The sequence below is a fragment of the Lysobacter solisilvae genome, from assembly GCF_016613535.2.
Taxonomy (GTDB): domain Bacteria; phylum Pseudomonadota; class Gammaproteobacteria; order Xanthomonadales; family Xanthomonadaceae; genus Agrilutibacter; species Agrilutibacter solisilvae.
In genome coordinates, this window is record NZ_CP071518.1 from 3,189,853 (window position 1) to 3,216,478 (window position 26,626).

General features: G+C 69.5%; 28 protein-coding genes and 4 pseudogenes. 16 read left to right on the forward strand and 16 right to left on the reverse strand.

Features of this window, described 5'->3' with window-relative positions; all coding sequences use genetic code 11:
• Positions 1-52: 52 nt before the first annotated feature.
• Positions 53-2,722, forward strand: coding sequence for a Calx-beta domain-containing protein (locus tag I8J32_RS13990; RefSeq protein ID WP_200615677.1), 2,670 nt, complete (start codon positions 53-55; stop codon positions 2,720-2,722).
• A gap of 81 nt (positions 2,723-2,803) precedes the next feature.
• Here I8J32_RS13990 and I8J32_RS13995 read toward each other — a convergent pair whose 3' ends face one another.
• From I8J32_RS13995 to I8J32_RS14020, 6 genes and pseudogenes are all read right to left on the reverse strand, one after another.
• On the reverse strand, positions 2,804-3,070 hold the full coding sequence (locus I8J32_RS13995) for a DksA/TraR family C4-type zinc finger protein (protein WP_200615678.1): 267 nt from the start codon (positions 3,068-3,070) through the stop codon (positions 2,804-2,806).
• Positions 3,071-3,130: 60 nt separating this feature from the next.
• Positions 3,131-3,568: a hypothetical protein gene (locus tag I8J32_RS14000; RefSeq protein ID WP_207526630.1), complete on the reverse strand. Its 438-nt coding sequence runs from the start codon at positions 3,566-3,568 to the stop codon at positions 3,131-3,133.
• Complete coding sequence (locus tag I8J32_RS14005) at positions 3,549-3,950, reverse strand: hypothetical protein (RefSeq protein ID WP_207526631.1); 402 nt, start codon at positions 3,948-3,950, stop codon at positions 3,549-3,551. Before I8J32_RS14005 ends, I8J32_RS14000 begins: the two co-directional genes overlap by 20 nt.
• A gap of 168 nt (positions 3,951-4,118) precedes the next feature.
• A complete protein-coding gene (locus tag I8J32_RS14010; RefSeq protein WP_200615680.1) occupies positions 4,119-4,289 on the reverse strand; it encodes a hypothetical protein in 171 nt (56 codons plus the stop codon).
• A 198-nt stretch (positions 4,290-4,487) separates the two neighbouring features.
• A pseudogene (locus I8J32_RS18200) lies at positions 4,488-5,592 on the reverse strand (YihY/virulence factor BrkB family protein).
• A gap of 71 nt (positions 5,593-5,663) precedes the next feature.
• Positions 5,664-6,425, reverse strand: coding sequence for a DUF72 domain-containing protein (locus I8J32_RS14020; RefSeq protein ID WP_200615682.1), 762 nt, complete (start codon positions 6,423-6,425; stop codon positions 5,664-5,666).
• A gap of 90 nt (positions 6,426-6,515) precedes the next feature.
• Here I8J32_RS14020 and I8J32_RS14025 point away from each other — a divergent pair, with 90 nt between their 5' ends.
• Complete coding sequence (locus tag I8J32_RS14025; protein WP_200615683.1) at positions 6,516-7,508, forward strand: tetratricopeptide repeat protein; 993 nt, start codon at positions 6,516-6,518, stop codon at positions 7,506-7,508.
• Positions 7,509-7,759: 251 nt separating this feature from the next.
• On the opposite strand, the gene I8J32_RS14030 is transcribed toward I8J32_RS14025, so the two are convergent.
• Positions 7,760-8,725: a lipase family protein gene (locus tag I8J32_RS14030; RefSeq protein WP_200615684.1), complete on the reverse strand. Its 966-nt coding sequence runs from the start codon at positions 8,723-8,725 to the stop codon at positions 7,760-7,762.
• Positions 8,726-8,920: 195 nt separating this feature from the next.
• Positions 8,921-9,319, reverse strand: coding sequence for a GFA family protein (locus I8J32_RS14035; RefSeq protein ID WP_200615685.1), 399 nt, complete (start codon positions 9,317-9,319; stop codon positions 8,921-8,923).
• A gap of 193 nt (positions 9,320-9,512) precedes the next feature.
• On the opposite strand from I8J32_RS14035, the gene I8J32_RS14040 reads away from it, so the two are divergent.
• Positions 9,513-9,941, forward strand: a complete 429-nt coding sequence (locus I8J32_RS14040; RefSeq protein WP_200615686.1) for a response regulator — start codon at positions 9,513-9,515, stop codon at positions 9,939-9,941.
• A 106-nt stretch (positions 9,942-10,047) separates the two neighbouring features.
• Positions 10,048-10,923 (forward strand): NosD domain-containing protein, encoded by an 876-nt coding sequence (locus I8J32_RS14045; RefSeq protein ID WP_200615687.1) that lies wholly within the window; start codon positions 10,048-10,050, stop codon positions 10,921-10,923.
• A gap of 39 nt (positions 10,924-10,962) precedes the next feature.
• Here the strand turns inward: I8J32_RS14045 and I8J32_RS14050 are convergent, their stop codons facing one another.
• Positions 10,963-11,418 (reverse strand): PaaI family thioesterase, encoded by a 456-nt coding sequence (locus I8J32_RS14050; RefSeq protein ID WP_200615688.1) that lies wholly within the window; start codon positions 11,416-11,418, stop codon positions 10,963-10,965.
• Positions 11,419-11,528: 110 nt separating this feature from the next.
• On the opposite strand from I8J32_RS14050, the pseudogene I8J32_RS18135 reads away from it, so the two are divergent.
• Positions 11,529-11,603 (forward strand): annotated as a pseudogene (locus I8J32_RS18135) (hypothetical protein); the annotation flags it as partial.
• Positions 11,604-11,700: 97 nt separating this feature from the next.
• Complete coding sequence (locus I8J32_RS14055; protein WP_207526632.1) at positions 11,701-12,435, forward strand: NAD(P)/FAD-dependent oxidoreductase; 735 nt, start codon at positions 11,701-11,703, stop codon at positions 12,433-12,435.
• Between the two features lie 25 nt (positions 12,436-12,460).
• Here the strand turns inward: I8J32_RS14055 and I8J32_RS14060 are convergent, their stop codons facing one another.
• The gene (locus I8J32_RS14060; RefSeq protein WP_200615690.1) at positions 12,461-12,922 is read right to left on the reverse strand and encodes a VOC family protein; all 462 of its coding nucleotides are present in this window, start codon (positions 12,920-12,922) and stop codon (positions 12,461-12,463) included.
• 26 nt (positions 12,923-12,948) lie between these two features.
• Entirely contained in the window at positions 12,949-13,329 is a 381-nt protein-coding gene (locus I8J32_RS14065; protein ID WP_200615691.1) for a cupin domain-containing protein, read from the reverse strand.
• Between the two features lie 216 nt (positions 13,330-13,545).
• Here I8J32_RS14065 and I8J32_RS14070 point away from each other — a divergent pair, with 216 nt between their 5' ends.
• The gene (locus I8J32_RS14070; protein WP_200615692.1) at positions 13,546-14,715 is read left to right on the forward strand and encodes a tetratricopeptide repeat protein; all 1,170 of its coding nucleotides are present in this window, start codon (positions 13,546-13,548) and stop codon (positions 14,713-14,715) included.
• 10 nt (positions 14,716-14,725) lie between these two features.
• On the opposite strand, the gene I8J32_RS14075 is transcribed toward I8J32_RS14070, so the two are convergent.
• Positions 14,726-15,151 carry a YciI family protein gene (locus tag I8J32_RS14075; RefSeq protein ID WP_245156340.1) on the reverse strand — a complete coding sequence of 142 codons (426 nt, stop codon included), beginning with the start codon at positions 15,149-15,151 and terminating at the stop codon, positions 14,726-14,728.
• Positions 15,152-15,330: 179 nt separating this feature from the next.
• On the opposite strand from I8J32_RS14075, the gene I8J32_RS14080 reads away from it, so the two are divergent.
• Complete coding sequence (locus I8J32_RS14080) at positions 15,331-18,468, forward strand: GAF domain-containing protein (RefSeq protein WP_200615694.1); 3,138 nt, start codon at positions 15,331-15,333, stop codon at positions 18,466-18,468.
• Between the two features lie 25 nt (positions 18,469-18,493).
• On the forward strand, positions 18,494-18,961 hold the full coding sequence (locus tag I8J32_RS14085; RefSeq protein ID WP_200615695.1) for an NUDIX domain-containing protein: 468 nt from the start codon (positions 18,494-18,496) through the stop codon (positions 18,959-18,961).
• Between the two features lie 37 nt (positions 18,962-18,998).
• Here I8J32_RS14085 and I8J32_RS14090 read toward each other — a convergent pair whose 3' ends face one another.
• The 4 genes and pseudogenes from I8J32_RS14090 to I8J32_RS14100 all read right to left on the reverse strand — a co-directional run bounded on the left by I8J32_RS14090 (position 18,999) and on the right by I8J32_RS14100 (position 21,132).
• Positions 18,999-19,223 (reverse strand): hypothetical protein, encoded by a 225-nt coding sequence (locus I8J32_RS14090; protein WP_200615808.1) that lies wholly within the window; start codon positions 19,221-19,223, stop codon positions 18,999-19,001.
• Positions 19,224-19,262: 39 nt separating this feature from the next.
• Positions 19,263-19,505: pseudogene (locus I8J32_RS18140) on the reverse strand (hypothetical protein); the annotation flags it as partial.
• Positions 19,475-20,689: pseudogene (locus I8J32_RS14095) on the reverse strand (GAF domain-containing protein); the annotation flags it as partial. The pseudogenes I8J32_RS18140 and I8J32_RS14095, both read right to left, overlap by 31 nt.
• Positions 20,686-21,132, reverse strand: coding sequence for a biliverdin-producing heme oxygenase (locus tag I8J32_RS14100; RefSeq protein ID WP_207526633.1), 447 nt, complete (start codon positions 21,130-21,132; stop codon positions 20,686-20,688). The gene I8J32_RS14100 and the pseudogene I8J32_RS14095, both read right to left, overlap by 4 nt.
• Between I8J32_RS14100 and I8J32_RS14105 the strand changes: the two genes are divergently transcribed.
• The 7 genes from I8J32_RS14105 (at position 21,127) to xth (ending at position 26,442) form a co-directional block, all read left to right on the forward strand.
• A complete protein-coding gene (locus I8J32_RS14105; RefSeq protein WP_207526634.1) occupies positions 21,127-21,273 on the forward strand; it encodes a hypothetical protein in 147 nt (48 codons plus the stop codon). The two genes, I8J32_RS14100 and I8J32_RS14105, sit on opposite strands and share 6 nt — an antisense overlap.
• 217 nt (positions 21,274-21,490) lie before the next feature.
• Positions 21,491-22,267, forward strand: coding sequence for a flagellar brake protein (locus I8J32_RS14110; protein WP_200615698.1), 777 nt, complete (start codon positions 21,491-21,493; stop codon positions 22,265-22,267).
• 86 nt (positions 22,268-22,353) lie between these two features.
• Positions 22,354-22,830: a hypothetical protein gene (locus I8J32_RS14115; RefSeq protein ID WP_200615699.1), complete on the forward strand. Its 477-nt coding sequence runs from the start codon at positions 22,354-22,356 to the stop codon at positions 22,828-22,830.
• A gap of 100 nt (positions 22,831-22,930) precedes the next feature.
• Entirely contained in the window at positions 22,931-23,392 is a 462-nt protein-coding gene (locus I8J32_RS14120) for a VOC family protein (protein WP_200615700.1), read from the forward strand.
• A gap of 15 nt (positions 23,393-23,407) precedes the next feature.
• On the forward strand, positions 23,408-24,208 hold the full coding sequence (locus I8J32_RS14125) for an SDR family oxidoreductase (RefSeq protein WP_200615701.1): 801 nt from the start codon (positions 23,408-23,410) through the stop codon (positions 24,206-24,208).
• A gap of 78 nt (positions 24,209-24,286) precedes the next feature.
• Positions 24,287-25,252: a prolyl aminopeptidase gene (gene pip, locus I8J32_RS14130; protein WP_200615702.1), complete on the forward strand. Its 966-nt coding sequence runs from the start codon at positions 24,287-24,289 to the stop codon at positions 25,250-25,252.
• A 101-nt stretch (positions 25,253-25,353) separates the two neighbouring features.
• Positions 25,354-26,442, forward strand: coding sequence for an exodeoxyribonuclease III (xth, locus tag I8J32_RS14135; protein ID WP_200615703.1), 1,089 nt, complete (start codon positions 25,354-25,356; stop codon positions 26,440-26,442).
• Positions 26,443-26,626 lie beyond the last annotated feature (184 nt).

Consider the following 26,626-nt stretch of genomic DNA (forward strand, 5'->3'; position numbering starts at 1 on the left):
GCCGCGCGGGCCGGAGCATCGCCGAAGGCATGACGCCGCTCCGGGGATCCCCATGCACATCTTCGCCCGCCTGCTGCTGGCCTGCAGCCTGCTGACCACCCTGCCCGTCGCGGCGCAGCAATGCCCCGGCACGGTGCCGGCGCAGGGCGCCCCTGCGCCCACGGGACTGTTTCCCGCCGACAACTGGTGGAACACGGACATCCGCAGCGCCCCCGTCGACGGCAACTCGGCCAGCTACATCGCCTACATCAACAACGGCGGCACCCGTCGCCTGCACCCGGATTTCGGCGGCGAGGCGGAAACGGGCAGCCAGGAGGTGTACGGATTCCCGTCCGTGATCGTGGACGGCAACCAGCCCAAGCAGGCCGTGACGTTCGACTACTGGGACGAGAGCGACGGCGTCGACTACGACACCGGGGAGGGCGTGCCCTTCTACCCGGTGCCCGCGCAGGCGATCTCGCAGGCGCACTGGATCGAGGGCGGCGCCCCGGGCACAGTCGACCAGCGTGACGACAACGACCGCCACATCCTGATGGTCGACTGCACCAACCGCCATCTCTACGAGCTGTACAACGTGTGGTATTCGACGGCCGAGCAGCGCTGGTATGCCGGCTCGGGCGCCTTCTTCGACCTGGACACCAACGAGCGCCGCCCCGATACCTGGACTTCCGCGGACGCCGCGGGCCTGGCGATCTTCCCCGGACTGGTGCGCTACGACGAGGCGGCCAATCCTGCCGTCACCGAGATCACCCATGCGTTCCGAGTCACCGTGCGCGCCACCAATGGCTACGTCTATCCCGCCTCGCATCGCGCCGGCAGCACGTCCGGCGCGCTGCCAATGGGTGCGCGGCTGCGCTTGAAAAGCAGCGTCAACGGCAGCGATCCGGCGCTGCGCACCACCGACCCGGTCGCCCGCAAGATCTTCCGCGCGATGCAGAAGTACGGGCTGATCGTGGCCGACAACGGCACGGACATGTACATCTCCGGCACCTTCGACGTGCGCTGGGACAACGGCATCCTCAACCCGGCCTTCAGCACGCTCAGCGCGAGCGATTTCGAAGTGGTGCAGTTGGGCTGGAAGCCCGCGGCGGTCACGCTCAACGCGGTGAGCGCGAGCCCGAATCCCGTCGTCGGTGGCCAGACCGCGACCGGCACCGTCACGCTCGGCAGCGCCGCGCCGGCCGGCGGCGCACAGGTCACCCTGGCTGACGCCAGCCCGGCTTTCAGCGTGCCCGCCAGCGTCACCGTCGCGGCAGGCGCGACCTCGGCCACCTTCCCGATCACCACCGTGGCGTCGACCACCAGCGCCAGCGGCACGCTGTCGGCAACCTACGCCGGCGTCACCCGCACCACGACGCTCACGGTGTCCGCGATGCCGCCGTCGCTCTACATCGACAACGCCTCCATCACCGAGGGCAACAGCGGCACGCGCGTGATGAACTTCACCGTGCGCCTGTCCCGTCCGGCGACCACCGCCGTCAGCTACACGATCGCCACGGCCAACGGCAGCGCGGTGGCCGGCACGGACTACGTCGCGCGCAGCCTGGCGGGTGAGACGATCCCCGCCGGGCAGACCACCCGCAGCTTCGCGGTGACCGTCAATGGCGACACCCAGGCCGAACCCAACGAAACCCTGCTGGTGAACCTGTCCGCGCCCAGTGGCGCCTACATCGCCGACGGCCAGGCGGTCGGCACGGTGTTCAACGACGATGGCCCCACGCTGTCGGTGGCGGACCTGACCGTGGTGGAGGGCAACAACGGCCAGTACCAGGTCAACTTCCTGGTCAGCCTTTCGCAGCCGGCCCCCGGGCCGGTGTCCTACGACATCAGCACGTCGAACGGATCGGCCATCGGCGGCAACGACTTCCTGGTCCGCAACCTGACCGGCGAGACCATTCCCGCCGGTCAGACCTCGCGCGCTTTCTCGATCACGGTCGGCGGCGACACCGCCGTGGAAACCAACGAGGTGTTCTACGTCAACCTCACCGCCGCCACCGGCGCCACCATCTACGACGGGCGGGCCGTCGCCACGCTGGTCAACGACGACGGTCCGCGGCTGTCCATCGCCGACATCTCCTTCGCCGAGGGCAACTCGGGCAGCAGGCAGGTGACCTTCACCGTGCAGCTCGCGCAGGCGGCGACCGTGCCGGTGACCTATTCCATCGCGACCGCCAGCAGTTCGGCGGTGATCGGCAGCGACTTCGTGGGCCGCAGCCTCACCGGCGAAACCATTCCGGCCGGGCAGACGTCGCGGACGTTCACGGTGACCGTGAACGGCGATACGGCGGTGGAGGCCAACGAGGCCTTCGTCGTGAACCTCACCCAGGCCACGGGCGCGAGCATCCTGGATGGCACGGCCTACGGCGTGCTGCTCAACGATGACGGCCCCCGGCTGTCGATTGCCGACGTTTCGGCAACCGAGGGCGCGTCGGGGAGCAAGCAGGTCGTCTTCACCGTGAGCCTGGCGCAGGCTGCCACCGTTCCGGTTACCTACACCATCGCCACCGCCAATGGCACCGCGGGCCTGGGCAGCGATTACGTGGCGCGGATGCTCACCGGCGAGACCATCCCGGCCGGGCAGACCTCGCGCAACTTCGCGGTGGTCATCAACGGCGATACGGTGTCTGAAGCCAACGAAACGTTCGTGGTACGCCTGAGCCAGGCCAGCGGCGCCAGCGTCTTCGACAGCCAGGCCGTGGGGACGATCGTCAACGACGATTGAAGCCTGCATCGCGTGGCGCCGGGGCCCAGGCGCCGGCCGCGTTGACCGCGGTCCGCGTGAGCGCGGGCTGCGCGGAAGGCCTCAGCGCAGCTGGCTGTCCTTGCTGCCGCGACGGTTGTAGCCGCTGCTGGCTCCCTGTTCCTGGTCGCGTGCCTCCTGGCACGACACGCACAGGCGGACGCCGGGCACCGCCTGCCGGCGCGCCGGCGGGATCTCGCAATCGCACTCTTCGCAGTGCGTCAGCCCGGGGCCCTGGGGCAACTGGCTGCGCGCACGCTGGATCGCGTCCTTGATGGTCGCGTCGATCTGGTCCTGGACGGCGCCGTCGCCTGCCCAACCGGTGGCCATGGCCGTTCTCCTTCCATCGGGGGCGGAAATGATACTCGCCGCCGGGTGAGCGCCCGGCGGTTACTCGAACACCCACGTCGCGCCAATGCGCAGGCCCCACTCGGGCTCCGGGGTCGGCCCATCGGGCCAGTATCGCGCGCCGGCCTCGAAGGCCCACGTGCCTCGTGCGCGACGCAGGTACACCGTCAGTGGGCCCTTCAGGCTGTGGCGCTCCCAGTCGTAACGTGCGTCGGCCTCCGCGCCCATGCTCCAGGCCGCCCCCAGGTCGCGCACAACGAAGGGTTGCACGCGCGTGACATCGGCGGTGCCCTCGCCGCCCAGCGCCTGTTCATGCAGCAGCTGCAAACCGGTCGACCAGCGCTTGCCCACCCAACGGGCGGCGACGGCCGGACCCAACGCACCGTCTTCCTGGCCCAGCCCATCGCGCGACGCGGTCGGCAGCCGCGCGGCGAGCCCGATGCCCCATTGGAACGCGCGGTCACGCAAAGCGGCAGGCACGTACAGGAAGGACGTGGAAAGGTCCCCCCCCGCCGCTCGCATCCGGATCCGTGCTGCCGGCCAGCGGGAGTCCCTGCTGGCGGATGTAGGGCAGTTCCAGCCGCCACACCAGGCGGCTGCCACCGGCAGGGGCGAAGACGAAGTGCGAACGCCCCGTCACCGTGCGCCGCTGGCCCTCGTCGAAACCGCCGAGCTGCTCGTCCCAGTCCAGCTGCAACGCCAGATGATCGGAGGCGGACAGCGGATCGGCGAGATCGCGTGCGAGGGGAGCCGAATCGTCTGTGCGTGCGGCCAGTGACGCCGAAGCCAGCGCCGCGAGCAGCGCGGCCACCCCGGCCGCCGGACGGAGCCGAATCCTGGTGATCGCGAGGACGGATCGCATGCCGTCACCTCCGCATCAGCGATGCGACGCGCGGCCGCATCCGGAAAGCACGATCCTAGCGCGCCCGGCGTGCAGGGCACGGTGTTCCACCGGGCTTGTCCCGGAGCGCTGGAACCTGCGGCGCGATGCGCCGGTGAGTGCCGGGCCGACAGGCGTCGGCCGGGTAGGTCAGAACGCCTTGCTGTCGGCGGTTTCGCGCGATGCGCGCCAGCTGCGCCATACACCCACGGCGATCAGGCCGGCGAACAACGGGAGCGGTTCGAAACTGCCCATGGCGACGACGGCAACGGCGGCGCAGACGGCGGCCAGGACAAGGACGATAAGGATCTCGGGACGCACGGCGTATTCCTGGAACGAGTGGGCTTCGGCTCACGTCTGCAGCCGCGTGGATCGCACCCGCCCGACAAACGTCGCGTGCAAGTCTAACAAGGTGATGGCGGCGTGAAACGATCTGCATCCCAACTTTTGCAGCGCGTTCATTGCGATGACCCGTTCAGCGATGCGAAGGGTCCCTGAGTGATTGCGATTTTTCCCCAGTCAGCTTTTGCGTGCTGTTTTGCCGTCTTTTTTCGACCGGTTGCGCTCGTCGACGACGGCCGTCAGCAGGGCCCCGGTGAAGACGGTCAGCGCCGCGTAATAGATCCACACCAGCGCAAGCACGAGCGTGCCCATCGAGCCATACGCGGAGCCGGGGTCGGAACGCTCCAGGTACCAGCCGATCGCGGCGCGCCCCAGCACGAACAGCACCGCCGTCGCCGCGCCCCCGCCGATCGCGCGGCGCCAGCCCACCGGGCGGTCCGGCAGGTAGTGGTACATCAGGGCGAACCCCAGCGCGTAGACCATCCAAGGTCGCCACGCTGGCCATCACCGGCAGGATCCACTCCACACGGGCGAAGGCCAGCTGCAGGACGGTGTTGATGGTCATCGACACCAGCAGGAGGAAACCCAGCGCGAACACCAGTCCGAGCGAGAACACACGCTTGCGAAGCCAGGCCATTGCGCCGGGCAGCCGCGTGGCGTCGGTGCGGAAGATCTTGTTCAGCACGTCCTGCAACTGCGCGAATACCGCCGTGGCGCCGACGGCCAGCAGGACCATGCTCCACCAGCCGGCAATGGATCCCGTGTCGGGCTGGGTGCTGGCGTTGGCGACGATGGTGCGGGCCACGTCTTCGGCGTCGCGGCCAAGCAGCTGCGCGATCTGCTCCATCAGGCCGTCCTGCGCGCCGGGCATCATCGCGCTGGTGAGCCACACCAGGATGAGCAGCAGCGGTGCCAGCGACAGGATCGCGTACAGCGCAAGCGCTGCGGCCTGCGACATCAGGTCCACGTCGATGAAGCGGCGCAGCAGGGCCGCCGGCAGGCTCCCCTGCGCGCGCCGGATGAACGCCTCGATCGCCGGGCGCCGCGTGGACGCGCCGCTGCGCTCGCGTGTCGCCGTGGGACGGGTGGGGTCCAGCTTTTCGGCGACGACCTCCACCGCGTCCTTCGCCGGCTTGCCTTCCGTCTTTCCGGCCCGGGCCTTCGTGCTCCGGGAAGTTGCCCCGGATTCGACCGGCTTTGCGGTACGCGGCTTGCGCGCGAGGGCCGCATCGGCCGCGCGGGCCGGGAAGGTGCGGCCGTGGGATCGGGAACGTTTCGGCATGCACAGACCGTGCATGAGCACTCGCGGCGGGCATGTGAAAGCAGGCTTCCGATGCGCGGCCGGACCGCGGGTCATCGTGCGCCGGACAACCGCTCCAGCAAACGCAACGCGTCCTCGACGGCGTGTCCGTGGGCGGTGTTGTCGAAGATGCACCAGGCTTGCCGTCGCGCACCCGCGGCCGCCCTCACCTCCCCTGCCAGAGCGTCCAGGCGCTCGTCGTCATACGCGCTGTAGTACATGCGCGGGGAGCCATGCCAGCGCCAGTAGGACCAGCGGCGGGTGCCGCCCGGCACGTGCGCCGGAGGAACCGGCGGCGGATCGGCGGCGACGCGGGCGACATCGTGTCGGGCCCACGTGGCATCCGCCGCCGGCGAGAACCAGCTCGCGTGGCGCGGCTCACAGGCCACCGGCACGGCCAGCCGGCGGCGAAGCATCGCGAAGAAAGTGTCGGCGACCCGCGCCTGGAAGGCCAGGCTTGGCGGCAGCTGCACAAGCACGCCTCCCAGGCGAGATCCCAGCCCGCGCACCTGGTCGGCGAAGGCCGACAGCGCATCGCCGCTGCGCCGCAGCGCCGACTCGTGGGTGATCGCCTTGGGAAGCTTCACGCTGAAGCGGAAATCGCGCGGCACGCTTGCGGCCCATTTCTCGTAGGTCTGCCGACGGTGCGGGCGGTAGAAAGAGGAGTTGATCTCCACCGCGTTCAATCGCGTCGCGTAGCGGGCCAGGTGGCTGTCGCCCTCGCCGAACAGCGGGGCATGCGCGCTGGCGAGCGACCACCCCGCGCAGCCGATGCGCACGCGGGCCGGCCTGGGAGAAGCTGGGGCGCCAGTCATTCGGCGACGCTGGACGAGGCGGTGCCACGCCGGCGTGAAGTGCGTCCGGAAGCCTGAGGCACAATGGCCGTCTTTCAGGGGATGCCTTCGATGCAAGACGACACGGCCCGATTCCAGGCCCTGCACGAGCGTGCGTACGACGCATTCGACGCAGGACAGCTGTGCGAGGCCCGGGACCTGTTCACCTCGCTCATCGAACGCGATCCGACTTCGCCGCACTACCACTACATGCTGGCCCTGGCGCACAAGTACCTGCGCGACTGGCCGGCCTGCCTCGAGCACAACCTGCGCTCGCTCGAGTTGCGTGGGGCGTTCGATGAATCCTCGCACTGGAACGCCGGCATCGCGGCCACGGCACTGGGTGACTGGGCGCAGGCACGCGCGCAGTGGGAGGCCTGCGGCATCGCGTTGCCCCCGGGGGAAGGCCCGGTCGAGGACGACTTCGGCATCGTCGGCATCCGGCTCAACCCATGGAGCCATGGCGAGACGCTTTTCGCGCGCCGCGTCGACGTAGTGCGGGCACAGGTGCTCAACGTACCGCTGCCTGAGAGCGGCCTGCGCTGCGGCGATGTCGTCCTGCACGACGGGGCGTGCACGGGGCAGCGCGACTATGGCGAGCAGGTCGTGCCGGTCTTCAACATGCTCGAACTGCTGGCGCGTTCGCCCTGCGCCACCTTCACGGTCTTCATCGAGTGTCCATCGCCCGACGACATGGGCTCGCTGTTGGCCCTGCCCCGCCCCGGCGTGGTGGCCATCGAGGACTGGACCGAATCGGTTCGCCACCTGTGCCTGCGCTGCAGCCACGGCTTCCCGCACACGCACGAGCGGTCCACGGACGCGTGGGACGCCCTGCGGAGCCTGGGCATGGCGGCCGCATCACGCGGCGACGTCGAGGACCTGCTTGACGCATGGAAATCGGGAAGCCCCGGCCGACGCGTGGAGTCGGTGCAGGCACAGGAGGATGAACCGACCTCGCCCGCGGACGGTGTGGTCTGGTGGCGCGGGCCGGAAGACGACGACGACGGTTCGGGGGATGGGTCGTCGGACTTCGAGGGCAGCGGACGGCCCGTCCCGGGCACCTGAGCGCTAGCGGGTCTTGCCCGCCACCCGCCCGGGCCAGCACTTGGGACACGGGCCCTCGCCCCGGTACTTGTGCCCGCGCGGACAGGTCTTCCAGCCGTTCCGGGTCTTGTGCGTAACCTTGTCTGCTCGGGCCATGCGCGCGCCTCCACACTCGGGCGATGGCAGTGTCGGCCCGCGGCGCCGAATGCGCGGTGAAGCCGGCCGGCGCGCAAAGGCCGCCTCCGGCCGGAGCCGGAGGCGGACGAGCCCGATCAGGCCGGCGTTCTGGCCGTCGCGGTCTGGCGCAGCGAGCGCTCGTAGTCCATGTGTTCGCGCAGTTTCTCGACCCAGCGCACGTCGGTCCCGGCCGGCGGCACCAGGCTTTCCATCGTCCAGGCCGGATCCACGTAATCGGGGAACGTACCCACCCACTGCTGCGGTTCCAGCGGGAGCGCGTTGGTGAGCACGGTGGTGAGGTTCACGATCGAGTGGCGCGACAGCTCGTGCGGGAACCACTCGCCCTTGACGTAGAACGCCGTGGCGAAACCGCAGCCCACGGTGCGGTAGCCGAACGCCGCGGGCGGCAGCGAGGGCACGTAGTCCCAGTAGTTGTAGACGCGGACACTGTCGGCGGCGGCGATGGTGGCTTCATAGGCGGACTGCCAGCTGTCGGTGCCCACCATCGGGCTGGCGAAGTTGATGTTCTGCTGCGTCGATTGGGGCTGGCTGACCGCCACGTCCAGCGAGAACAGCTGGCACAGCGCGGCGCCCAGGCTGTGGCCGGTGACATACAGCTGTGTCGGCTGGTACTTGGCCAGCAGTGCGAACAGCTGCTGGCGCATCGACGCGGCCATGCTGCCGCCGCGGTCGTCGTAGATGCTGTAGAAGCCGGTGGACACGTAGGGCGTCGGGCCGATCGAACCGCTGGTGGGCACGAACGGCTCGGTGAGGAAGTGGGCGTCCTCCCAGGCGTCGAGGTCCGAGTCCGTGCCGCGGAACGCGAAGATGCAGGTACCCGGCTGCGTGATGGACTGGAACACGACGCCGTACTTCTCCTCCGAGCCGCCGAGGAGGAAGGTGTCCCAGCCGGTCCATCCATCGACCATGACGTAGCCGGGCGGCGGGATGACCGGCCCGCCGCTGTAGTAGTCGTAGGCCGCCCGGGAGGCCACGGCCAGCGCCAGGGTGAGGGTGGGATCCAGTGTCGGCTGTCCGGCCGTTGCGGTGGTCTTGTTCACGGTGTCCTTCCTTGTGATGATGTGTCGCCAATGGCCGCCGCGATCGCGACGGGCTGCGGGATCGAAAACACCGCACGACCTGCGTGCACACCGGGCTTCCGTTCCCTGGCACGAGCTTAGGCGCACCGGCGCCGTCGCGCACGTGCCCGGGCTTCTCTCCAAACAAGGACGCGCACCGGATGCGCGGGCGCCACGTCAGGCCGGCGGGCGCTCCGGGTATTGCACCCGGTCGTCGAGGATGTCGAACCAGTCGGCCTTGTACGCAGTGAAGATGTGCGCCTGCGGACCCCGCACCACCGGCGTATCCAGCGTCCCCAGGCGCACGCGCACCTGCGGCAGGCCGGGGCGGCTGCTGGTCAGCGGCGACCCGCACTGGCCGCAGAAGCGCCGGCTCAGCCCGGTGTCGGCGGTGTAGGTCCGCAGCAGCTCCTCGCCGGCGGTGACGGTGAAATCCGCTTCGGCGACGACGGCATTGCTGGCGAATGCCGTACCGCTCGCCTTGCGGCAGCGGATGCAATGACAGAAGAACGCCGGCCCGAGTTCGCCGTGAATCTCATAGCGCACCGCGCCGCAGAGGCAGCTGCCCGTCAGCATGGGGTTCGATCCTTGTAGCAAGGTCCAAGGGGAATGGCCGGACCGGATCGCCAGGGCCTCGCGGCCGAACGCACGACGGGTCGCCGGGCGGTCATTCTACGAGCCTCCGGGCCGGCGACATCCCTGCCCGATTTCATGCCGGCTTCACCCGGTCGCGCCGAAGGTCCAACAAATAGCTGGACTGGACGCCGCCATGATCGACGCCACTGACATCCTCGCCGCGCGCATCCTGGTGGTCGACGACGACGCCGATGCGGCCCAGACCCTGTCCCAGCTGCTCACCACGCACGGCTACCACGCCGTCACCATGACCACGGTGCCGCAGGACGTGCGCGAGCTGCATCGGTCGTACGACTTCGACCTGATCCTGCTGGACGTGCAGATGCCCGGGATGGACGGCTTCCAGGTGATGGAAGCGCTCAAGGAACTCGAACGCGACAGCTACCTGCCGGTGCTGGCCATCACCGGCAGCGCCGGACACCGGATGGAGGCGCTCAAGCGAGGGGCCCGCGACTTCCTGCGCAAGCCCTTCGACGCCGAGGAGCTGCTGCTTCGGGTGCGCAACATGATCGAGGTCCGCCTGCTCTACAAGGAACTCGCGCTGGACGCCGTCCGCAGCTGATTCCCGCTGCTCGCACTCCGGACGTCAGGCCACCCGCCCTGGCCGCGAGGGGACCGACATCGCGTTACCCTGTCTGTCCGGCCTGATGCCACCCACGGGGAACTCCATGATCCATCGCCTGTTCGCGTGCGCCGTGTTCGGCGCGTCGCTCCTTGCCATGCCTTCCGCCCACGCGGAAACCTTCGATACCTGCAACGGCTTCATCACCACGCTGCCGGCCTCGATCGGCACGCAGGGCGTCTATTGCCTGAAGCAGGACCTGTCCACGTCCGCCGCCAGCGGCCAGGCGATCTCGATCAACGCCAACAACGTGACGCTGGACTGCAACGGCTACAAGATCGGCGGACTGGCCGCCGGCAGCAGCACGCTCACGACGGGCATCTACGCACAGAGCAAGCTCAACATCACCATCCGCAACTGCACCCTGCGTGGCTTCGAAACCGGCATCCGGTTGAGCGATGGCACCGGCTCGTCGGGCGGCCATGTGGTGGAAGACAACCGACTGGACCTCAACACGGCGGTCGGCATCTACGTGGGTGGCGACAACAGCACGGTCCGCCGCAATTTCGTGCTGAACTCCGGCGGCTCGCCGTTCACCACGTATCCGCGCGGCATCGCAACCGAGGGCAATGTCGACGTGATCGAGAATACCGTCGCCGGCGTGTTCACCGCAGCCGCGCCGGGCGGCGGGGCGATGGGTGTGGAGACCACCGCCAGCGAATCCAGCAACGTCGTCGGCAACCGCATCTCGGGCCTGGTCGGCGGGCAGGTCTTCGGGATCTACAACAGCGGCGGCTCAGGGCACGTCAAGAACGTGGGCAACCTGGTCACCGGCCCCTCTCCGGCGCAGGCCTCCATGGCCGGCGGCATCCTGTGCAACGACGGAGCCGGTATCGCCAAGGACAACGTCATCACCGGCTGGGGTGCGAGCTACGACATCTACAACTGCACCGATGCCGGGGGCAATCACACCCAGCCCTGACGTCGACCGAAGGTGCGGCCGCGATGAGCCCCGCGTGGCTCACGCGGCCAGGAACTTGGGCACGCCCAGGCGCAGGCCCTTGCCAGGCAGCGCCATCAGCGTGGACGTGCCATGGGCGACCAGGTCGCCCTGCTCGTCGAACACGCTGGCCTGGGCATAGCTGATCTGGCGACCGGCGCGCAGGCACTCCCCGACCGTGCGCAGGCGCCCTGCGGCGACCGCCTTGAGGTAGTTGAGCTTGAGGTCGACGTTGACCAGCCCCGCATCCTCCGGCAACCGCATGAAGCCCGCCCAGAACGTGGCCGTGTCCAGCAGCGTGGCCAGTACGCCGCCATGGACGATGCCGAACGGCTGCAGGTGGCGCTCGGCCAGGTCCAGGTCGATGCGGCAGCGGTCGAAATCCAGTTCGGCCAGGCGCATGCCGATCAGGGCGGGATACGGCGCGCCATGGACACTGTCCTGGACGGCCCGGATGTAATCGGGGTTGGGGGTCATGGGTCACCTGCGGGGAGTTCACCGGCCGACGGCAGCCGATGGAGGAGCCTAGCCGGAATCGTCCGCCCAGATCGGCCCCCATCATCCCTCCGGATCGCGAGCCCGCCCCCATGCCTTCCACAGACTCCATCGGGTGCCTGGTCATCGGCGGTGGTCCCGCCGGGCTCACCGCCGCCACCTATCTGGCGCGTTACCGGCGCCATCCAGTCCTGGTCGACGCCGGCCTCAGCCGCGCGCGCCTGATTCCTGCCAGCCACAACGCGCCCGGCTTCCCCCTTCGGCGTGGCCGGCAACGAACTGCTGGCGCGCTTCCGCACGCATGCGCAGGAGCATGGGGTGGCGATGGTGGAGGCGACGGTGGACCGTCTGGAACTCGTCGAGGGCGGATTCCGGGCCAGTGCGGGCGCGCAGGCGTGGCACGCGCAATGCGTGATCCTGGCTACCGGCATCGTCGACCGGCTTCCGGATCTCGCCGACGCGGAAGCGGCGATCGCCTGCGGTGCGCTGCGCCTGTGCGCGATCTGCGACGCCTACGAGGCGCGTGACGACGACATCGCGGTGATGGCCGCTCCCGAGACGGCGCTGCGTCATGCGCGGTTCCTGCGCACCTTTTCGCGCCGCGTGCATGCGCTCGATGCCGGCGGCGGCGGGTGGACCGACCCGCGACTGCTGCGCGAGGCCGCGGACAGCCAGGTGCACCTGCATCCCAGGCCTGTGCGCCTGACCTGCACCGGCCAGGGCTGCGAAGCCGAGTTTGCCGATGGCAGCCGCCAGCATTTCGATACGCTGTATCCAGTGCTCGGCGCCCAGGCGCAGGCGCACCTGGCCACCGGCCTGGGTGCGCGCACCGACGAGAACGGCGAACTGGTCGTCGATGCCCACATGCGCACGTCGGTGCCGGGTCTGTATGCCGTGGGCGACGTGGTCAGCGCGATCAACCAGATCAGCGTGGCCGTGGGCCATGCGGCGATCGCAGCCACGGCCGTGCACCGAGGCCTGCCGGCGAACTGGGCGTGATTTCCGGATGTTCCGGACGCGCCGGCTACGGCGACTGCCCGGCGAACACCGCCGCTACGTCGCGATAGGCCTTGATTTCCAGCAGGTGGCCGCTGGGATCGCGCAGCAACATCTTCGCCTGCTCGGCGGGAGTGCCTCCATGAGCGGTCGCAGGCGGCACCGCGAACGCAGCGCCGGCATCGCGCAGGCGCGCCGCCAGGGCCTGCCACTCCATCCACGACAGGATGGCGCCGAAGTGGCGCACGCCCTGCTCATCCGCTTCGCCGACTTCCTCCGGCCGGGCGTGCAGCGTGAGCTGGTGTCCGAACAACATCACATCGATCCACTCCGGCGACTGGCGCCCCAGCGGCGCCCCGAGCAGGTCGCAGTAGAAGGCCCGCGACGCATCGAGACTGCGCACGGGCAGTGACAGATGGAAGATGGCCGGACCGCTGACCGGCTGTTGCCTGGGAGCGGCCGCATCGATGGGGGGATCGTTTCGCGTCATCCCGGGTGCCTCTTCTCGCTGGTGCCTCAGCGGGTGGAATCCGCCTCGAGGTCTTCGTACAGGCCCGGTCGAAAGCGCGGGGTGCAGATCGCCAGGAACGTCAGGTCGCTCTGGCCGGTGTTGGCGATGCGCTGGGGGCAGCCGGCGGGAATCAGGACGACGTCGCCAGGCCCCACCTCGCGCGGTGGAAGCTCGCCGGCCTCCACCCGGCCGCGCCCTTCCAGAATCACGTAGCGCTCCACCGTGCCGACCACCCGATGCCAGCGCGTGGTCACGCCCGGTTCGACGCGTGCGCGGGCAATGGACATGACCGGGTCAGCGTCCGTATTGGACCACTCGGTGATGTGGCAGCGCTCGGCGGTGGGGAATTCGACGGCGTCGGCGGCGGACAGGACTGCGGCCTTCATCGACTAGCCTGTGGACGGAACGTGGCCCGCCATCGTGCCTGCTTGCGGCGACAACCGGAAGGCACCGGCCGCCGCCATCCCCGCCGACCAGCACCATTCATGCGCGCCGCGCAGCCGCCCCGAGCGCTGTGCGGGAGCCATCGGCGTCCCGCCAAGCTCGGCCATCCGGGCAGGACTACACTGTTCCCCTCGGCCCGCCGCGACGGGAGGCACGCGATGCTGAGCTGGCTGCTCGCCCTGGCCTTGGCGACCGCATCGCCTGCCCTGCAGGATCCACCGGTCCAGCAGGCGCCGCCGACGGTTGCACCGACGGCTCCTGCGCAGGCAATCCCGATACCGGTGCCGTCGATCTCGGACGTCATGGCCATCCCGCCCGAACTGGACGCGCGGCTGCGCGCCGCCTTGCCGGCACCCAGTGCGCCAGCGCGGGAACGGCTGGACCGGCTGGTCGCCTTCCTCACCGGAGAAGAGGGCCTGGGCCTGCGGTATCGCGAGGATGCCACGCTCACCATCGCGGAAGCCTACGCCCAGCGGGAAGCCAACTGCCTCACCTTCACCCTGGTTTTCATGGCGCTGGCACCGCGCGCGGGACTCGATGTGCACGCCCAGGAAATCGAGCAGACGCTCACCTGGTACCAGCTGGACAACACGGTCTTCCGCAACAGCCACGTCAATGCGGTCGTGCGCGCGGGGCGGGACACCGTCGTGGTCGACGTATCCGGCAGCGACATCGTTTCGCGCAGCGCCCCCATCGCCATTCCGCGCGAGCGCCTGCTCTCGCACTACTACAACAACATGGCCATCACCCTGCTGGCCCATGGTGACCCGCGCAACGCGGCCACCTTCAGCGCCCGCGCCATCGAGCTGTATCCGGACCTGCCCGACCACTGGAGCAACGCCGGCGTGATCCACGCCCGCAATGGCGAGTGGCTGGATGCCGCGCGCGCCTATGCGCAGGCCCTCAAGCTCGACCCGGACAACGCCGGCGCCCTGTTCAACTTCGTGGGCCTGGCACACCGGATCGGCGACCGTGCCAGCGAGGCGCAGCTGCGCCGGCGCCTGGCGCAGGTGCAGCGCCGCGATCCGTTCCACCAGTTCCTGCTCGCGCTGGAATACGAGCACAAGGGTGAGCTGAAACTTGCAATCGCGCATTTCCGCCGCGCCATCCACCTGCACGCTGGCGAGCACCGGTTCCACGCCGCGTTGGCCAGGGCCTGCCTGGCCGCAGGCGACCGGCGTTGCGCGGAGGCCGCCCTCGCCCACGCGCGCACGGCCGCGCATGGGCCCGAGCGCGAGATCTACGCCGCGCAACTGCAGGCCCTGCGGGCGCCGGACAATGCCGCGACGCGTCCGGTCGACCCGGACGCCGGCCTCAGGCGGCGCTGACGGTTGCCCGTCAGCAGGCTTCTTCCATCTGCCGCACCTCGCATTCGATTTCCCACTCGTCGCCATGCACGCGGAGGAAGCGATGGGTGAGCGCGATGGCCTCCTCGCGCGAAGCCGCCTCGAGGATGGCGAAGCCGCCGACGACCTCCTTGGTTTCGGCGAACGGGCCGTCGATCACCCGCGTCTGCCCAGCCGACAGCCGCACACGGACGGATTCGGCGGTGGGGCGCAGGCCAGCGGTATCCAGCAGGACACCCGCCTGCTTCATTTCCTCGATCAGGCGGCCCATGTCGGCCATCAACTGCTCGCTGGGCTGCAGGCTGCAATTCTCGTTCACCCGCACCATTGAAAGAAATCGCATCGTCGTCTCCAGGATCGACCGGGCGGGATGCCCGGACTCGTGGAAACGACGAACCAGGCCGGCGAGAATCGACATCGCCTGTCCGGCGACCGCGATCGCCTGTCCCGGCCGGCCGACAGCCCGCGCCCGCGTGAAGGGTTTCTTCACGGGCCAGCGCCGGCGTCGCCTAGACTGCTGTCCTCCCAGCTACGCGCGCGGGACATGCCCAGGGTCGGGGATCGCGCGCGGCCTCCGGCCCGCACGCGAGAATCGCCATGTCCACACCCGTCTTCGCGCCCGCACCGACCCGCGAAGCCGCGTCCCCGCGCACCCTGCTCGAACGCCAGCGCGAGGTGCTCGAAGCCATCGTCCGCGGCAGCCCGCTGGAGGACATCCTCGCGGCGCTATGTCATATCGTCGAAGCCGAAGCCCTCCGCCCGGTCCACGCCGCGATCCTGCTGGTCGATGCCGACTGCGGCTGCCTGCGCGGCGGCGCCGCGCCCAGCCTGCCGGACCACTACAACCGTGCCGTCGACGGCGTGCCGATCTCGGCCGACATCGGCACCTGCGCCGCGGCCGCGGCGACCGGCCGCGTCGTGGTGACGCCCGACATCGCCAACGACCCCGCCTGGTCCGCCCTCGCCCACCTGCCGCTCGCACTGGGCCTGGTCGGCGCCTGGTCCATGCCGATCTTCTCCTCCACCGGCCGCGTGCTGGGCACCTTCGGCACCTACTTCGGGCAGGTGCGCGAGCCCACCGAGGCCGAACGGCAACTGGTGGGCGTGCTGGCCCAGACCGCGGCGCTGGCGATCGAACGGCAACAAGCCGACGCGGCCCTGCGCGCGAGCGACGCCCGCCACCGGTTCCTGGCCGAACTGGCCACGGCGACCCAGCCGCTGACCGATCCGGCGCTGCTGATGTCCACCACCGCCCGGCTGCTCGTCGAGCACCTCGGGGTGGACCGCTGCGCGTATGCGGAGGTCGAAGGCGAACGCGTCTTCGTCATCAACGGCGACCACCCCGTGGGCGACATGCGCAGCATCGTCGGCCGCTGGGACATGGCAGCCTTCGGAACCGCCTGCGTGGAGAGGATGCTGGCGGGCGAAGCCTTCGTGGTCACCGACACCGACACCGACCCGCGCATCGGTGCCGACGACCTGCCGGCCTACCGCGCCACGCAGATCCGTGCGGTGATCTGCGTGCCACTGCACAAGGACCGGCGCCTGTCCGCCGCCATGGCCGTGCACCAGAGCCACCCGCGCCAATGGACTTCCGGGGAGATCGACCTGATGCGGCTGGTGGTGGCCCGCTGCTGGGAAGCGCTCGAGCGTGCACGCGTGGCGCGCGACCTGGCCGTCAGCGAAGACCGCTACCGGGCGATGGTCGAGGCAAATCCGGAATCCGTGAACGTGCTCGACGCCGAAGGCACCGTGCTGCACATGAATGCGGCCGGCCTTCGCGTCGCGGAAGCACCGGCCGCCGATGTCCTGGGCCACTGCGTTTACGACCTGGTGGTTCCCGAAGACCGGGCCGCCTTCCAGTCCCTCAACGAGCGCGTGTGCCGCGGCGAGGAAGGCGGGCTCGCCTTCGAGGTCATCGGGCGCGGGGGCACGCGGCGTTCGATGGAAGCCTTGGGCGTTCCGCTTCTCGCAGCAGGCGGCGGGTATCACCAGCTGGCCTTCACCCGTGACGTCACCGCGCGCGTACGCGCCGATCGCGCCCTGGCCGAAAGCCGCGCGCGTCTGGACATCGCGGTCCGGCTTTCGGGCGTGGGTTTCTTCTACTGCGACCTGCCCTTCGACGAACTGGTCTGGGATGACCGCGTGCGCGAGCATTTTTTCGTCGGCCCGGACGAGCGTGTGGACATTGACCTGTTCTATTCACGTCTGCACCCCGTCGACCGCGAGCGCACCCGCCAGGCAATCGAAGACTCGATCGCCCAGCGCGTGGCGTACGACATCGTCTACCGCACGTGCGACCCGGTCTCGGACGAGTTCAAGTGGATCCGTGCCCTGGGCGGGGCCACCTACGCCGCTGACGGCTCGCCTGCGCGCTTCGACGGCGTGACGCTGGACGTGAGCGTGCACAAGCGCCAGCAGGAATTCCTCACGCGCCTGCTGGAAGGCGAACGCACGCAGGCGCGGCTGCTGGGACGCGTGGCCCAGGCGGGGCGCGCCATCCATGCGTGCGATAGCGTCGAGAGCGTGTTGGCCACCACCTCCGAAGCGGCGCGGGAGATCATCGGCGCGCACATGGCGGTCACCGGACTGAGCCAGGGACCGGACGGATCGCCGGTGATGCAGGGCCTGTCGCTGTCCGGGCAGCTCGCCGAGCATGGCGGCCGCGACGCTCCGTCCGCGGGCCGCGGCATCTACCGGCTGGTGTGCGAGACCAACCGCCCCCTGCGGCTGACCCACGCCGAACTGCTGGCGCATCCGTGCTACGACGTCGCCCAGGATGAAGTCGGCGAAAGGTCGCACCTGCCCCTGCGCGGCCTGCTCGCCGCACCCCTGGTCGGCTTCGACGGGCGGAACCTGGGTGCGGTCCAGTTGTCGGACCGCAGCGAAGGCGAGTTCACCGAGAGCGACGAATCGATCCTCGTGCAGCTGGCCCAGTTCGCCTCGGTGGCGCTGGAGAACGCGCGCCTGTACGAGCAACTGCGTGAGCACGATCGCCGCAAGGACGAGTTCCTCGCCACCCTCGCCCACGAATTGCGCAACCCGCTGGCCCCGCTACGCAATGGTCTGAGCATCCTGCGCATGACCCGGGATCCGGTGATGGTCGAACGCACCCAGCTGGTCATGGAGCGCCAGCTGGGCCACCTGATGCGCCTGGTCGACGACCTGCTGGACGTCTCACGCATCACCCGCGACAAGGTCACCCTGGTGCGTGAACGCGTGGACCTGCAGGCCATTGTCGACAGCGCGCTGGACATCGCGCGGCCGCTGATCGAGGCCCAGGGCCACGCGCTCACGGTCGAACTGCCCACGTTCCCCGTCGAACTCGACGGCGACCGCACGCGCCTGGCGCAGGTGGTGGCCAACCTGCTCAACAACGCCGCCAAGTACACGCCCGCCTCCGGCCATGTCGACCTGACGGTGATCGTGCAGGACGGCCAGGCGCGCATCAGCGTGCGTGATGACGGCATCGGCATCGCTCCGCGCATGCTGCCGCGCGTGTTCGACCTGTTTGCCCAGGCCGACCACAGCCTGGAACGTTCCCAGGGCGGACTCGGTATCGGCCTGACCCTGGTCCAGCGCCTGGTGGCGCTGCACGGCGGACGCGTGGAGGCACACAGCCCGGGACACGACCAGGGCAGCACGTTCGTGGTGTGGTTGCCGCTCGTGTCCGACGCAGCTCCGGCGCCGCCCCCGGACGCTGCGCCACCCGTCCCGTCAGTCAGGCTCGGCTAGTCACGGACCGCGAGCCAGCCCGTCCATGCCTGAGACCAGTGCCGGCATCGTGATGTACCGGCACCGGGATGCGGAGATCGAAGTGCTCCTGGCGCACCCCGGCGGTCCGTTCTGGCGCCATCGCGATGCCGGCGCCTGGACCATTCCGAAGGGACAGGTCGAGCCTGGAGAAGCGCCCGAGGCGGCCGCCCGGCGCGAGTTCACTGAAGAGATGGGCGCGCCGGCGACGGAGCCCGTCCGGCCGCTGGGTCGGATCCGGCAGCGCAGCGGCAAGTGGGTCGAGGCCTTCGCGATGGAAGGCGACTTCGATACACGGGAGCTGCACAGCAACTTGTTCGAACTTGAGTGGCCGCCGCGCAGCGGGCAGATGCAGCAGTTCCCGGAGGTCGACCGCGCGCAGTGGTTCGACCTGGCCGAGGCCAAACGCAGGTTGTTGCCTGCACAGGCGCCGCTGCTGGACCGGCTCGCCACGATGCTGCGGGATGGCGGCTGACCTGCGCGCGGGCAAGCCACCACCTGAATCCCGCATCTCAGGCCTTCATCGTGTCCAGGCCCTGTTCCAGTTCGCTCAGCAGTTCCTCGACCTGGTCGAGCCGGCGGCGATCCAGTGGCGTGCCGGAGTCTTCGAGCAGTGCCGCCAGGCGCCGCAGGCGCGCCGCCTGATCCTGCACATCCCACTCCAGCACCGCCGATTCGGGCGCATGGCGGACGCTCGCGCGTGAGCTGGGCAGGTAACGATGCAATACCAGCCTCACGCGATTGACGATGCGCTGGTCGTCGTCGGTCCACGGAACCGCCAGGCCGGCGATCTGCTCGTCCCACGCTTCGAAGCTGGTCCTCGGACCAATGCGCAGGGTGCTCGCGTCGAGCTGGAAGGCGCGGTCCGGGCGGCCCGCCCAGCGCACCTGGTCGCGTTGCTCCCGCCGGAACACGAACAGCCAGTCATCCAGGCATTGGGCATGCGCACGGCCAGGACGCCGCAACCATCGCCCGCGGGCGATGATGCGTCTCGCCAGTCCGATGCGACCTCGGTGCATGCCATCTGGCCCGCCGCGTGCGTGCGCGCCCAGGTCAGAGCCTGCTCAAGCACCTCCGGTGCCGGCACGACGCCACCCACCAGCCAGCGCCCACCCCACAGCAGTGCGCAGCCGTCACCCGGCAGCGCGTCACGCAGGTTGGCGACGGCAACGCGCAGTTCTTCGCCCGCGTCCGCCACGCCGGACAGGCGCTCCTCCAGCCGGTCGCAGTATTCGCGCGCCTGCGCAAGGCGTTCGCCCGACTCGCGAAGGTCGCGCGCACCCAGTATCAAGGACACGTGGCGGCCAAACATGTCCAGCACCGTGCGCTGGCGCGCCGGCACCAACCGGGGAGTGCGGTGGTGGCAGGCAACCAGACCCCACAACCGGCCTTCCACGATCAGCGAAACCGACATCGAGGCTGCAATGCCCATGTTCCGCAGATATTCGACGTGCACGGGCGACACGCTGCGCAGTACGTCGTAGCTCATGTCCAGCGGACCGTCGAGGGCCTGCGACAGCAGCACCGGGACGGGCGCGTAGCCGACATCCGGGATCACGCGGATGCGGTTGCTCAGATACAACGCCCGCGCCTGGGCGGGAATGTCGGAGGCGGGATAGCGCAGGCCCAGGTACGGCGACATGTCCTGCGCGCAGGCCTCGGCGATCACCTCGCCGGAGTGGTCGTGCAGGAAGCGGTAGACCATCACCCGGTCGTAGCCAACCAGTTCGCGCACCTGCTCCGCCACGGCCTGGAAGAAATCGTGGCCGGCCGACATCCCCTCCAGCGCCGCGGCCATCGCATGGGCACCGGAAGCACTACTCCCTCCTGCCGCCTGCGTACTCACCGGCTCCAGTTCCACGTGCACCAGCGTGCCGGCAAGGTGCGCGCTCACATCGTGCACGCTTCCCCACTCGCCCACGTTGGCCTGGGCAATGAACTGGGACGACGACCGCGTTTCCCCGCGGAGCACCATGGCATCGAGCGCCGCGACCGCAGCCGGATCCAGCACATCGGACACCGGCAGGTCGATCAGCCTGTCCATCGCGAAAAGCGAAGTCGCATTCTGCGATGCGGCGACGATGCGGCTGGAGTGGCGCTCATACACCAGCAGGACGCCATGCGGCTGGATCGCCCCGGACAGATGGATGGGTTCGCGCATGCACTCATCGAGCGCGCGCTGCAGGATGGGGTCTTGGATCATTGGATCTCCGGGGAGGCGGGTACCAGGACCGCCAGTAGTCGATGGGTCAGGGAGAAGGCAGCCTGGGCTCCACGGATCGCCTCGTCGAAACTGGACCGGGGCAGTGCCCGCAGGATGACAAGCAGACGCGGCCAGCGCGCAGGATCACGCGTGTGGTAGCGCAGGAAATTCAGTGCTCCGGCAACTTCAGGGTGTCGCGCCTGCAGGGATTCGGCCTGCCTGAGCAGGAGCCTCCCGCCCAGCGCCGAACCTTCCATCACGTAGCAACCCCCGATCCATTCGCCAGGCGTTGGTGGTGGAAGCGCGTCATCGGCGGTGGTCTGCCCCAACGCGCGCAGATCGCCCCGCGCCAGGATCGCGCGTTGCGGATCGCGCCAGGCAGACAGCCCCGCCGGCACCAGCGGCGGCGGCGCGCTGTCGAGCCAGCCTGCCAGTCCATGCATGGCGCGCAGGTACCGCGCAAGGTGATCGCGCCGGGTCAAGCCGCCGACCAGCGCGCCGTCTACCGCGGCATGCAGATGTGCGGTGGCGTGGCGCAGGCGATCCAGCGCGTCTGCGTCCTCGCCGGGTTTGCGGAGGGCTGATGATTCGAGCACCGGGGCAGGATACGAGTGCAACCTGAATCTGTAAGCTCCGGCCGCTTGGATTAGTCAGCTTGGTGAGGTTCGCGTCATGACGACAGGATTCCGATGTGCCGATGGAGGTGGAGAAGGAGGTGGATCGGTCGCCCGGTGGCAGGTGCCACAATGGCTGTCTGACCGGGAGTTCAGATTCCACGCCCGCCGCCGTCAATGAGGCGGGATGCCCCACCGACACGCCACCGCCGACATGCCGCACATCGCGGAGGAATCCGCATACGAGCGCTACGAGCTGCGTGAACCCGCGGCCATCCTCGGGCTGCTGCGCCGGATGATCGAGCAGCGCTGCACCGTCTCGGTCACCGTCGCGCCGGACACTGCGGGGGCCGCCGAATCCCAGGGCGTGGTCAGCGCGCTGCTGGCCGTCGACGCCCGTCATCTGTGGGTGGACGTGCCCCGACAACGCCACCTGCTCGACGACCTGCTGCGGCACTCCCAGCTGTCCTTCGACAGCTATCTCGACCGCGTGCACGTGCGCTTCCGCGCGGGTCCAGCCCACCTGGACACTCAGGGGGGACATCCGGCCCTGCGCGTTCCCGTGCCGGGGCGGATCCTGCATCTCCAGCGGCGCGAACTCATGCGTCGCGAACCGCCGCCGGGCGAACTGCGCTGCCGGATCCCGGCACGCGCGCCGACCGAGGGTCGGGATCACGTCAGCGCGACCATCCGCGACATTGGTGGTGGCGGGCTGGCGGTCCTGGTGCCGGAGAGTGCGATGCGCCTGGAAGTGGGCGAAATACTGCGCGGCTGCCGGCTGGAAGTCCCCGACGGCGGCGCCCTCGAAGTCGACCTCGAGATCTGCCACCTCCGCGAAGTCACCCAGCGGGCCGCCAGCGTGCAACAGGCCGGGTGCCGGTTCGTCGACCTGTCCGAGAGCGCGCAGAGCAAACTGTTCCGCTACCTCATGCAGCTGGACCGGGAGCGGATGGCACGCCGCTGACCCCCGGGGGATATCCACCGGCCGCTCACACACGGAGTTTATCGTCGAGCGCTTCATCGCCAGGCCATGGGCCGCCGGAGGGATCCATGAAGAGCGCCGCACCCGCCATCACGATGGCCGCCGCGATGGCGGCCTGCCTGCTCACCGCGTGCATGCAGGCGCCAGCACCCTCGACATCCACATCCACGCAGCCGGCACCCCCCGCCGCGCCAAAGCCTGACGCGCCCCCGCCTGCGGCGCCGCCACCTGCTCCCGCACCGACGCCCATGCCACCGGTGGAAGCCGCACTACCCGCACGTTTCCAGGGCACCTGGGCCATCGATACGGCCGCCTGTGCGGTCCCCGGGCACGAATCGCGACTGGTGCTGTCCGGCGATCGGGTGAAGTTCCACGAGAGCGAGGGCGCGATCAGGAGCGTGGCCGTCAACGGCGACGATGTCACGCTCGTGGCCATGCTCACCGGCGAAGGGCAGACCCGCGAAGCCAGCTACCGCTTCAGCCTCTCCGGCGACGCCACGCTCGTCGATCGCGACGGCGGGCTGGTGCGCACCCGCTGCAGGTAGGCCGTTGCAACCGTCCGCCGGCCGCCATCACGGCGCAGTCATGCCTGCATAACCGCACGGGAGAGAGACTGGGGTTTCGACCAAACAACGGAGGGCTCCCATGACCACCCCGACTCCGAGCGGCTACCACAGCATCACGCCGTCGGTCGTTGTCGACAACGCGGCCAAGGCGCTCGAGTTCTACCGCGAAGCCTTCGGCGCCAAGGAGAATTACCGGCTGCCGATGGGCGACAAGATCGGTCACGCCGAAATACAGATCGGCGATTCACGGCTGATGTTGTCCGACGAATACCCTGACTGGGATGCGTTGAGCCCCAGCAGTCGTGGCGGCGCCACCGGCAGTTTCATGGTCTACGTGCCTGATGCCGACGCCGCCGTCGAGCGCGCGGTCAAGGCTGGCGCGAAGGTCCTGCAGCCGGTGCAGAACCAGTTCTGGGGCGACCGCGTGGGTACAGTCGCCGATCCGTTCGGCCACAAGTGGATGCTCGGCACCCACATCGAGGACGTCAGTCCGCAGGAAATGCAGCGTCGCGGCGAGGAATGGGCCCGCAAGAATTCCTGATCGCCGTTCCCCGACGTGCCGCTGACACCGCCGCTGCCCGATTACGACGCGCACCCGCTGGACGGCCATGCGGTGCTCGTCACGGGCGGCGCGCAGGGCATCGGTCGCGCCATCGCCCAAGCCGTGCTCGCCGCTGGCGGACGCGTGGCCATCGGCGACAAGGATCGCGTCGCCGGCCTGGCCTGCCTGTCGGAATGGGCCGCAGGCGAATGCGCGATCTTCCTGCAGCTGGATGTGACCAGCGAAGCTTCGGTGCGCCGCTTCGTTGCGCAGGCCGCTGACCGGCTGGGCGGCGTCGACGGCCTGGTGAACAACGCCGGCCTGGCCGATCCGCACGCCGGTCCCATGGACCGCCTGGACATGGCGGGCTGGCGCGCGTGGCTCGACAGTCACCTCACCGGTGCCTTCCTGTGCTGCAAGCACGCACTGCCGGCACTTCGCCGCAGCCGGGGCGCGATCGTCAACATCGCCTCGACGCGCGCACGCCAATCGGAACCGCACACCGAACCGTACGCCGCCGCCAAGGCCGGGCTGATCGGCCTGACTCATGCCCTGGCGATCAGCGAGGGTCCGGCCGTGCGCGTCAATGCCATCAGCCCCGGCTGGGTGCCCACCGATGCCTGGCGCAAGCCGACCGCCCGACGCCAGCCGAAGTTGTCGCGGCGTGACCATGCGCAGCATCCGGTGGGCCGGGTAGGCGATCCTTATGACATCGCACACATGGCGGTGTACCTGTTGAGTGCGCGCTCGGGATTCGTCACCGGACAGGATTTCGTCCTGGACGGCGGCATGACCCGCCGCATGCGCTACGTCTGAAGCCACGCGTCGGCGGTCGCGCGCCAGCCGTCCGCGCCAGCGCTATGCTGGCGGCTCGCCGCTGCCCCCGCCGCCCCCATGCGTGAGCTTTACCCCGAGATCGAACCCTACCGCTCGCAACGGCTGCGCGTGAGCCCGCTGCATGAACTGCATGTGGAGGAGTGCGGCTCGCCCGACGGGCTGCCGGTGATCTTTCTGCACGGCGGTCCGGGTGCTGGCGTCTCTCCCTACCACCGGCGGTTCTTCGATCCGAAGCGTTACCGGATCATCCTGTTCGACCAGCGCGGCGCCGGCCAGTCCACGCCGCACGCCGAACTGCGCGAGAACACCACCGCACACCTGGTGGCCGACATCGAAGCGGTGCGCGAGCTGATGCAGGTCGAACGCTGGGTGGTGTTCGGTGGCTCCTGGGGCTCGACGCTGGCGCTGGCCTACTCACAGGCCCATCCCGGCCGCGCGCTGGGCCTGGTGCTCCGCGGGATATTCCTGGGACGGGCCGGCGAGATCCGCTGGTTCAACGAACTCGACGGCGGCGCATCGTGGATCTTTCCCGAGCGCTGGGCGCGATACCTCGCCCACATCCCCGAGGTCGAACGCGGCGAAATGATCGAGGCCTACTGGCGACGCCTGGACGGCGACGATGCGCAGGCACGTGTGGCCGCCGCCCTGGCATGGAGCGACTGGGAAGGCGGCAGCACGACGCTGCTGCACGATCCGGACGAACCGGGCCAGTTCGACACTCCCGAAAGCGCGCTGGCCCTCGCCCGCATCGAGGCGCACTACTTCCGGCACCAGGTGTTCCTCCAGCCTGACCAGTTGCTGCGGGACGTGCACCGCATCCGCCACGTGCCCGCGACCATCGTGCACGGCCGCTACGACATCATCTGCCCGATGAAGGCGGCCTGGGACCTGGCCACCGCGTGGCCCGAGGCCGACCTGCGTGTCGTCCTGGCCGGCCACAGCGCCGCCGACCCCGCCATCGTCGATGCCCTGGTAGGCGCGACGGACGCCCTCGCCGACCGCTTCGCAGCGCAGCCGGCCTGACGCCACCTGCCCGACAACGGGGCACCCGGCGAACCCGGCATCGCACGCCGGGCTCACCGGACACCTGATACAACGCGCGCGTTTCCCGGCTGGAGTCCGGCATGCCCCGTCTGCGCATCGCGACCTTCAACGTGAACGGCATCCGCTCGAGGCTGCCGCACCTGCTGCAATGGCTGGAGCGCGAACGGCCCGACATCGTGTGCCTGCAGGAACTCAAGGCGGCAGACGAAGGCTTTCCCGCGGCGCAGATCGAGAAGGCCGGATATGGCGCACGCTGGCAGGGACAGCGATCCTGGAATGGCGTGGCCATCCTTGCGCGGGACGCAAAGCCGATCGAATCGCGCCGAGGCCTGCCAGGCGATCCTGACGACACCCACAGCCGCTACCTGGAGGCCGTTGCGCACGGCGTGGTGGTCGGATGCCTGTACCTGCCCAACGGCAATCCGCAGCCAGGGCCCAAGTTCGACTACAAGCTGCGCTGGTTCGAGCGCCTGATCGGCCACGCGCGCACGTTGCTGGGCACCGGGCACCCGGTCGTCCTGGCGGGCGACTACAACGTCGTGCCGACCGACACGCTCGACATCTACAACCCCCGATCCTGGCGTCGCGACGCCCTGCTGCAACCGGAGAGCCGCGCGGCGTGGCGGCGCCTGCTGGACCAGGGTTGGACCGATGCCCTCCGCACGCTGCATCCGGACGAAAAGATCTTCACTTTCTGGGACTACTTCCGCCAGCACTGGCCGCGCGACGCCGGCCTGCGGATCGATCACCTGCTGCTCAGTCCCCCGCTCGCCCCGTGCCTGAAGGCCGCCGGCGTGGACCGCTGGGTGCGCGGGTTGGACGGTGCCAGCGACCACGCACCGACATGGGTGGAGTTGGAGATGGGCGGTGGGGGCACGCGCAGGCGAACCGGGTGCCAGCGGGATGACGAGGCCGAAAAGCCGCTGCGCTCCGAAGTCGCCAAGAAGACGGCCAAGAAGACGGCGGCGCCCAAGTCCGCGCGACCGGCCCGAAAAGCCCCGGCATCCAGGACCACGGCCGCCACGCCGCCTGCGCCAGCCGCGAGAAAGAAGCCCGCGAAGTCACCCAACGTCGCCGGCACATCCACGCCTGCTCGTGGCCGGACCGGGGCCGCTACGTCGCGCTCGCGCCCACGACGTGCCAGCACGGACAAGCCTTCGTCCCGGTGACCACGGCCCGGCAGGTCGACCACGGCGCGCGGTTGGCCTGGCATCCCGAACGGCTGGGTGCCATCGCCCAGGGGGCGGGAATCATCGCGTGGCTGCGCCTCCCGAAAGGGATGTTGGCCCGCGCGGACCAGACAGGCATGCCGCCTAGGCACGTGGTCAGCGGGCCGCCGTGCGCGCGGTGCCT

Bases quoted from the DNA above. Each gene is read 5' to 3' on its own strand.
- I8J32_RS13990 (WP_200615677.1), top strand. From the start codon at position 53: ATGCACATCTTCGCCCGCCTGCTGCTGGCCTGCAGCCTGCTGACCACC.
- I8J32_RS13995 (WP_200615678.1), bottom strand. From the start codon at position 3,070: ATGGCCACCGGTTGGGCAGGCGACGGCGCCGTCCAGGACCAGATCGAC.
- I8J32_RS14005 (WP_207526631.1), bottom strand. From the start codon at position 3,950: ATGCGATCCGTCCTCGCGATCACCAGGATTCGGCTCCGTCCGGCGGCC.
- I8J32_RS14020 (WP_200615682.1), bottom strand. From the start codon at position 6,425: ATGACTGGCGCCCCAGCTTCTCCCAGGCCGGCCCGCGTGCGCATCGGC.
- I8J32_RS14025 (WP_200615683.1), top strand. From the start codon at position 6,516: ATGCAAGACGACACGGCCCGATTCCAGGCCCTGCACGAGCGTGCGTAC.
- I8J32_RS14035 (WP_200615685.1), bottom strand. From the start codon at position 9,319: ATGCTGACGGGCAGCTGCCTCTGCGGCGCGGTGCGCTATGAGATTCAC.
- I8J32_RS14040 (WP_200615686.1), top strand. From the start codon at position 9,513: ATGATCGACGCCACTGACATCCTCGCCGCGCGCATCCTGGTGGTCGAC.
- I8J32_RS14045 (WP_200615687.1), top strand. From the start codon at position 10,048: ATGATCCATCGCCTGTTCGCGTGCGCCGTGTTCGGCGCGTCGCTCCTT.
- I8J32_RS14050 (WP_200615688.1), bottom strand. From the start codon at position 11,418: ATGACCCCCAACCCCGATTACATCCGGGCCGTCCAGGACAGTGTCCAT.
- I8J32_RS14060 (WP_200615690.1), bottom strand. From the start codon at position 12,922: ATGACGCGAAACGATCCCCCCATCGATGCGGCCGCTCCCAGGCAACAG.
- I8J32_RS14065 (WP_200615691.1), bottom strand. From the start codon at position 13,329: ATGAAGGCCGCAGTCCTGTCCGCCGCCGACGCCGTCGAATTCCCCACC.
- I8J32_RS14070 (WP_200615692.1), top strand. From the start codon at position 13,546: ATGCTGAGCTGGCTGCTCGCCCTGGCCTTGGCGACCGCATCGCCTGCC.
- I8J32_RS14075 (WP_245156340.1), bottom strand. From the start codon at position 15,151: ATGTCGATTCTCGCCGGCCTGGTTCGTCGTTTCCACGAGTCCGGGCAT.
- I8J32_RS14080 (WP_200615694.1), top strand. From the start codon at position 15,331: ATGTCCACACCCGTCTTCGCGCCCGCACCGACCCGCGAAGCCGCGTCC.
- I8J32_RS14085 (WP_200615695.1), top strand. From the start codon at position 18,494: ATGCCTGAGACCAGTGCCGGCATCGTGATGTACCGGCACCGGGATGCG.
- I8J32_RS14105 (WP_207526634.1), top strand. From the start codon at position 21,127: ATGCATGGCGCGCAGGTACCGCGCAAGGTGATCGCGCCGGGTCAAGCC.
- I8J32_RS14100 (WP_207526633.1), bottom strand. From the start codon at position 21,132: ATGCATGGACTGGCAGGCTGGCTCGACAGCGCGCCGCCGCCGCTGGTG.
- I8J32_RS14110 (WP_200615698.1), top strand. From the start codon at position 21,491: ATGCCCCACCGACACGCCACCGCCGACATGCCGCACATCGCGGAGGAA.
- I8J32_RS14115 (WP_200615699.1), top strand. From the start codon at position 22,354: ATGAAGAGCGCCGCACCCGCCATCACGATGGCCGCCGCGATGGCGGCC.
- I8J32_RS14120 (WP_200615700.1), top strand. From the start codon at position 22,931: ATGACCACCCCGACTCCGAGCGGCTACCACAGCATCACGCCGTCGGTC.
- pip (WP_200615702.1), top strand. From the start codon at position 24,287: ATGCGTGAGCTTTACCCCGAGATCGAACCCTACCGCTCGCAACGGCTG.
- xth (WP_200615703.1), top strand. From the start codon at position 25,354: ATGCCCCGTCTGCGCATCGCGACCTTCAACGTGAACGGCATCCGCTCG.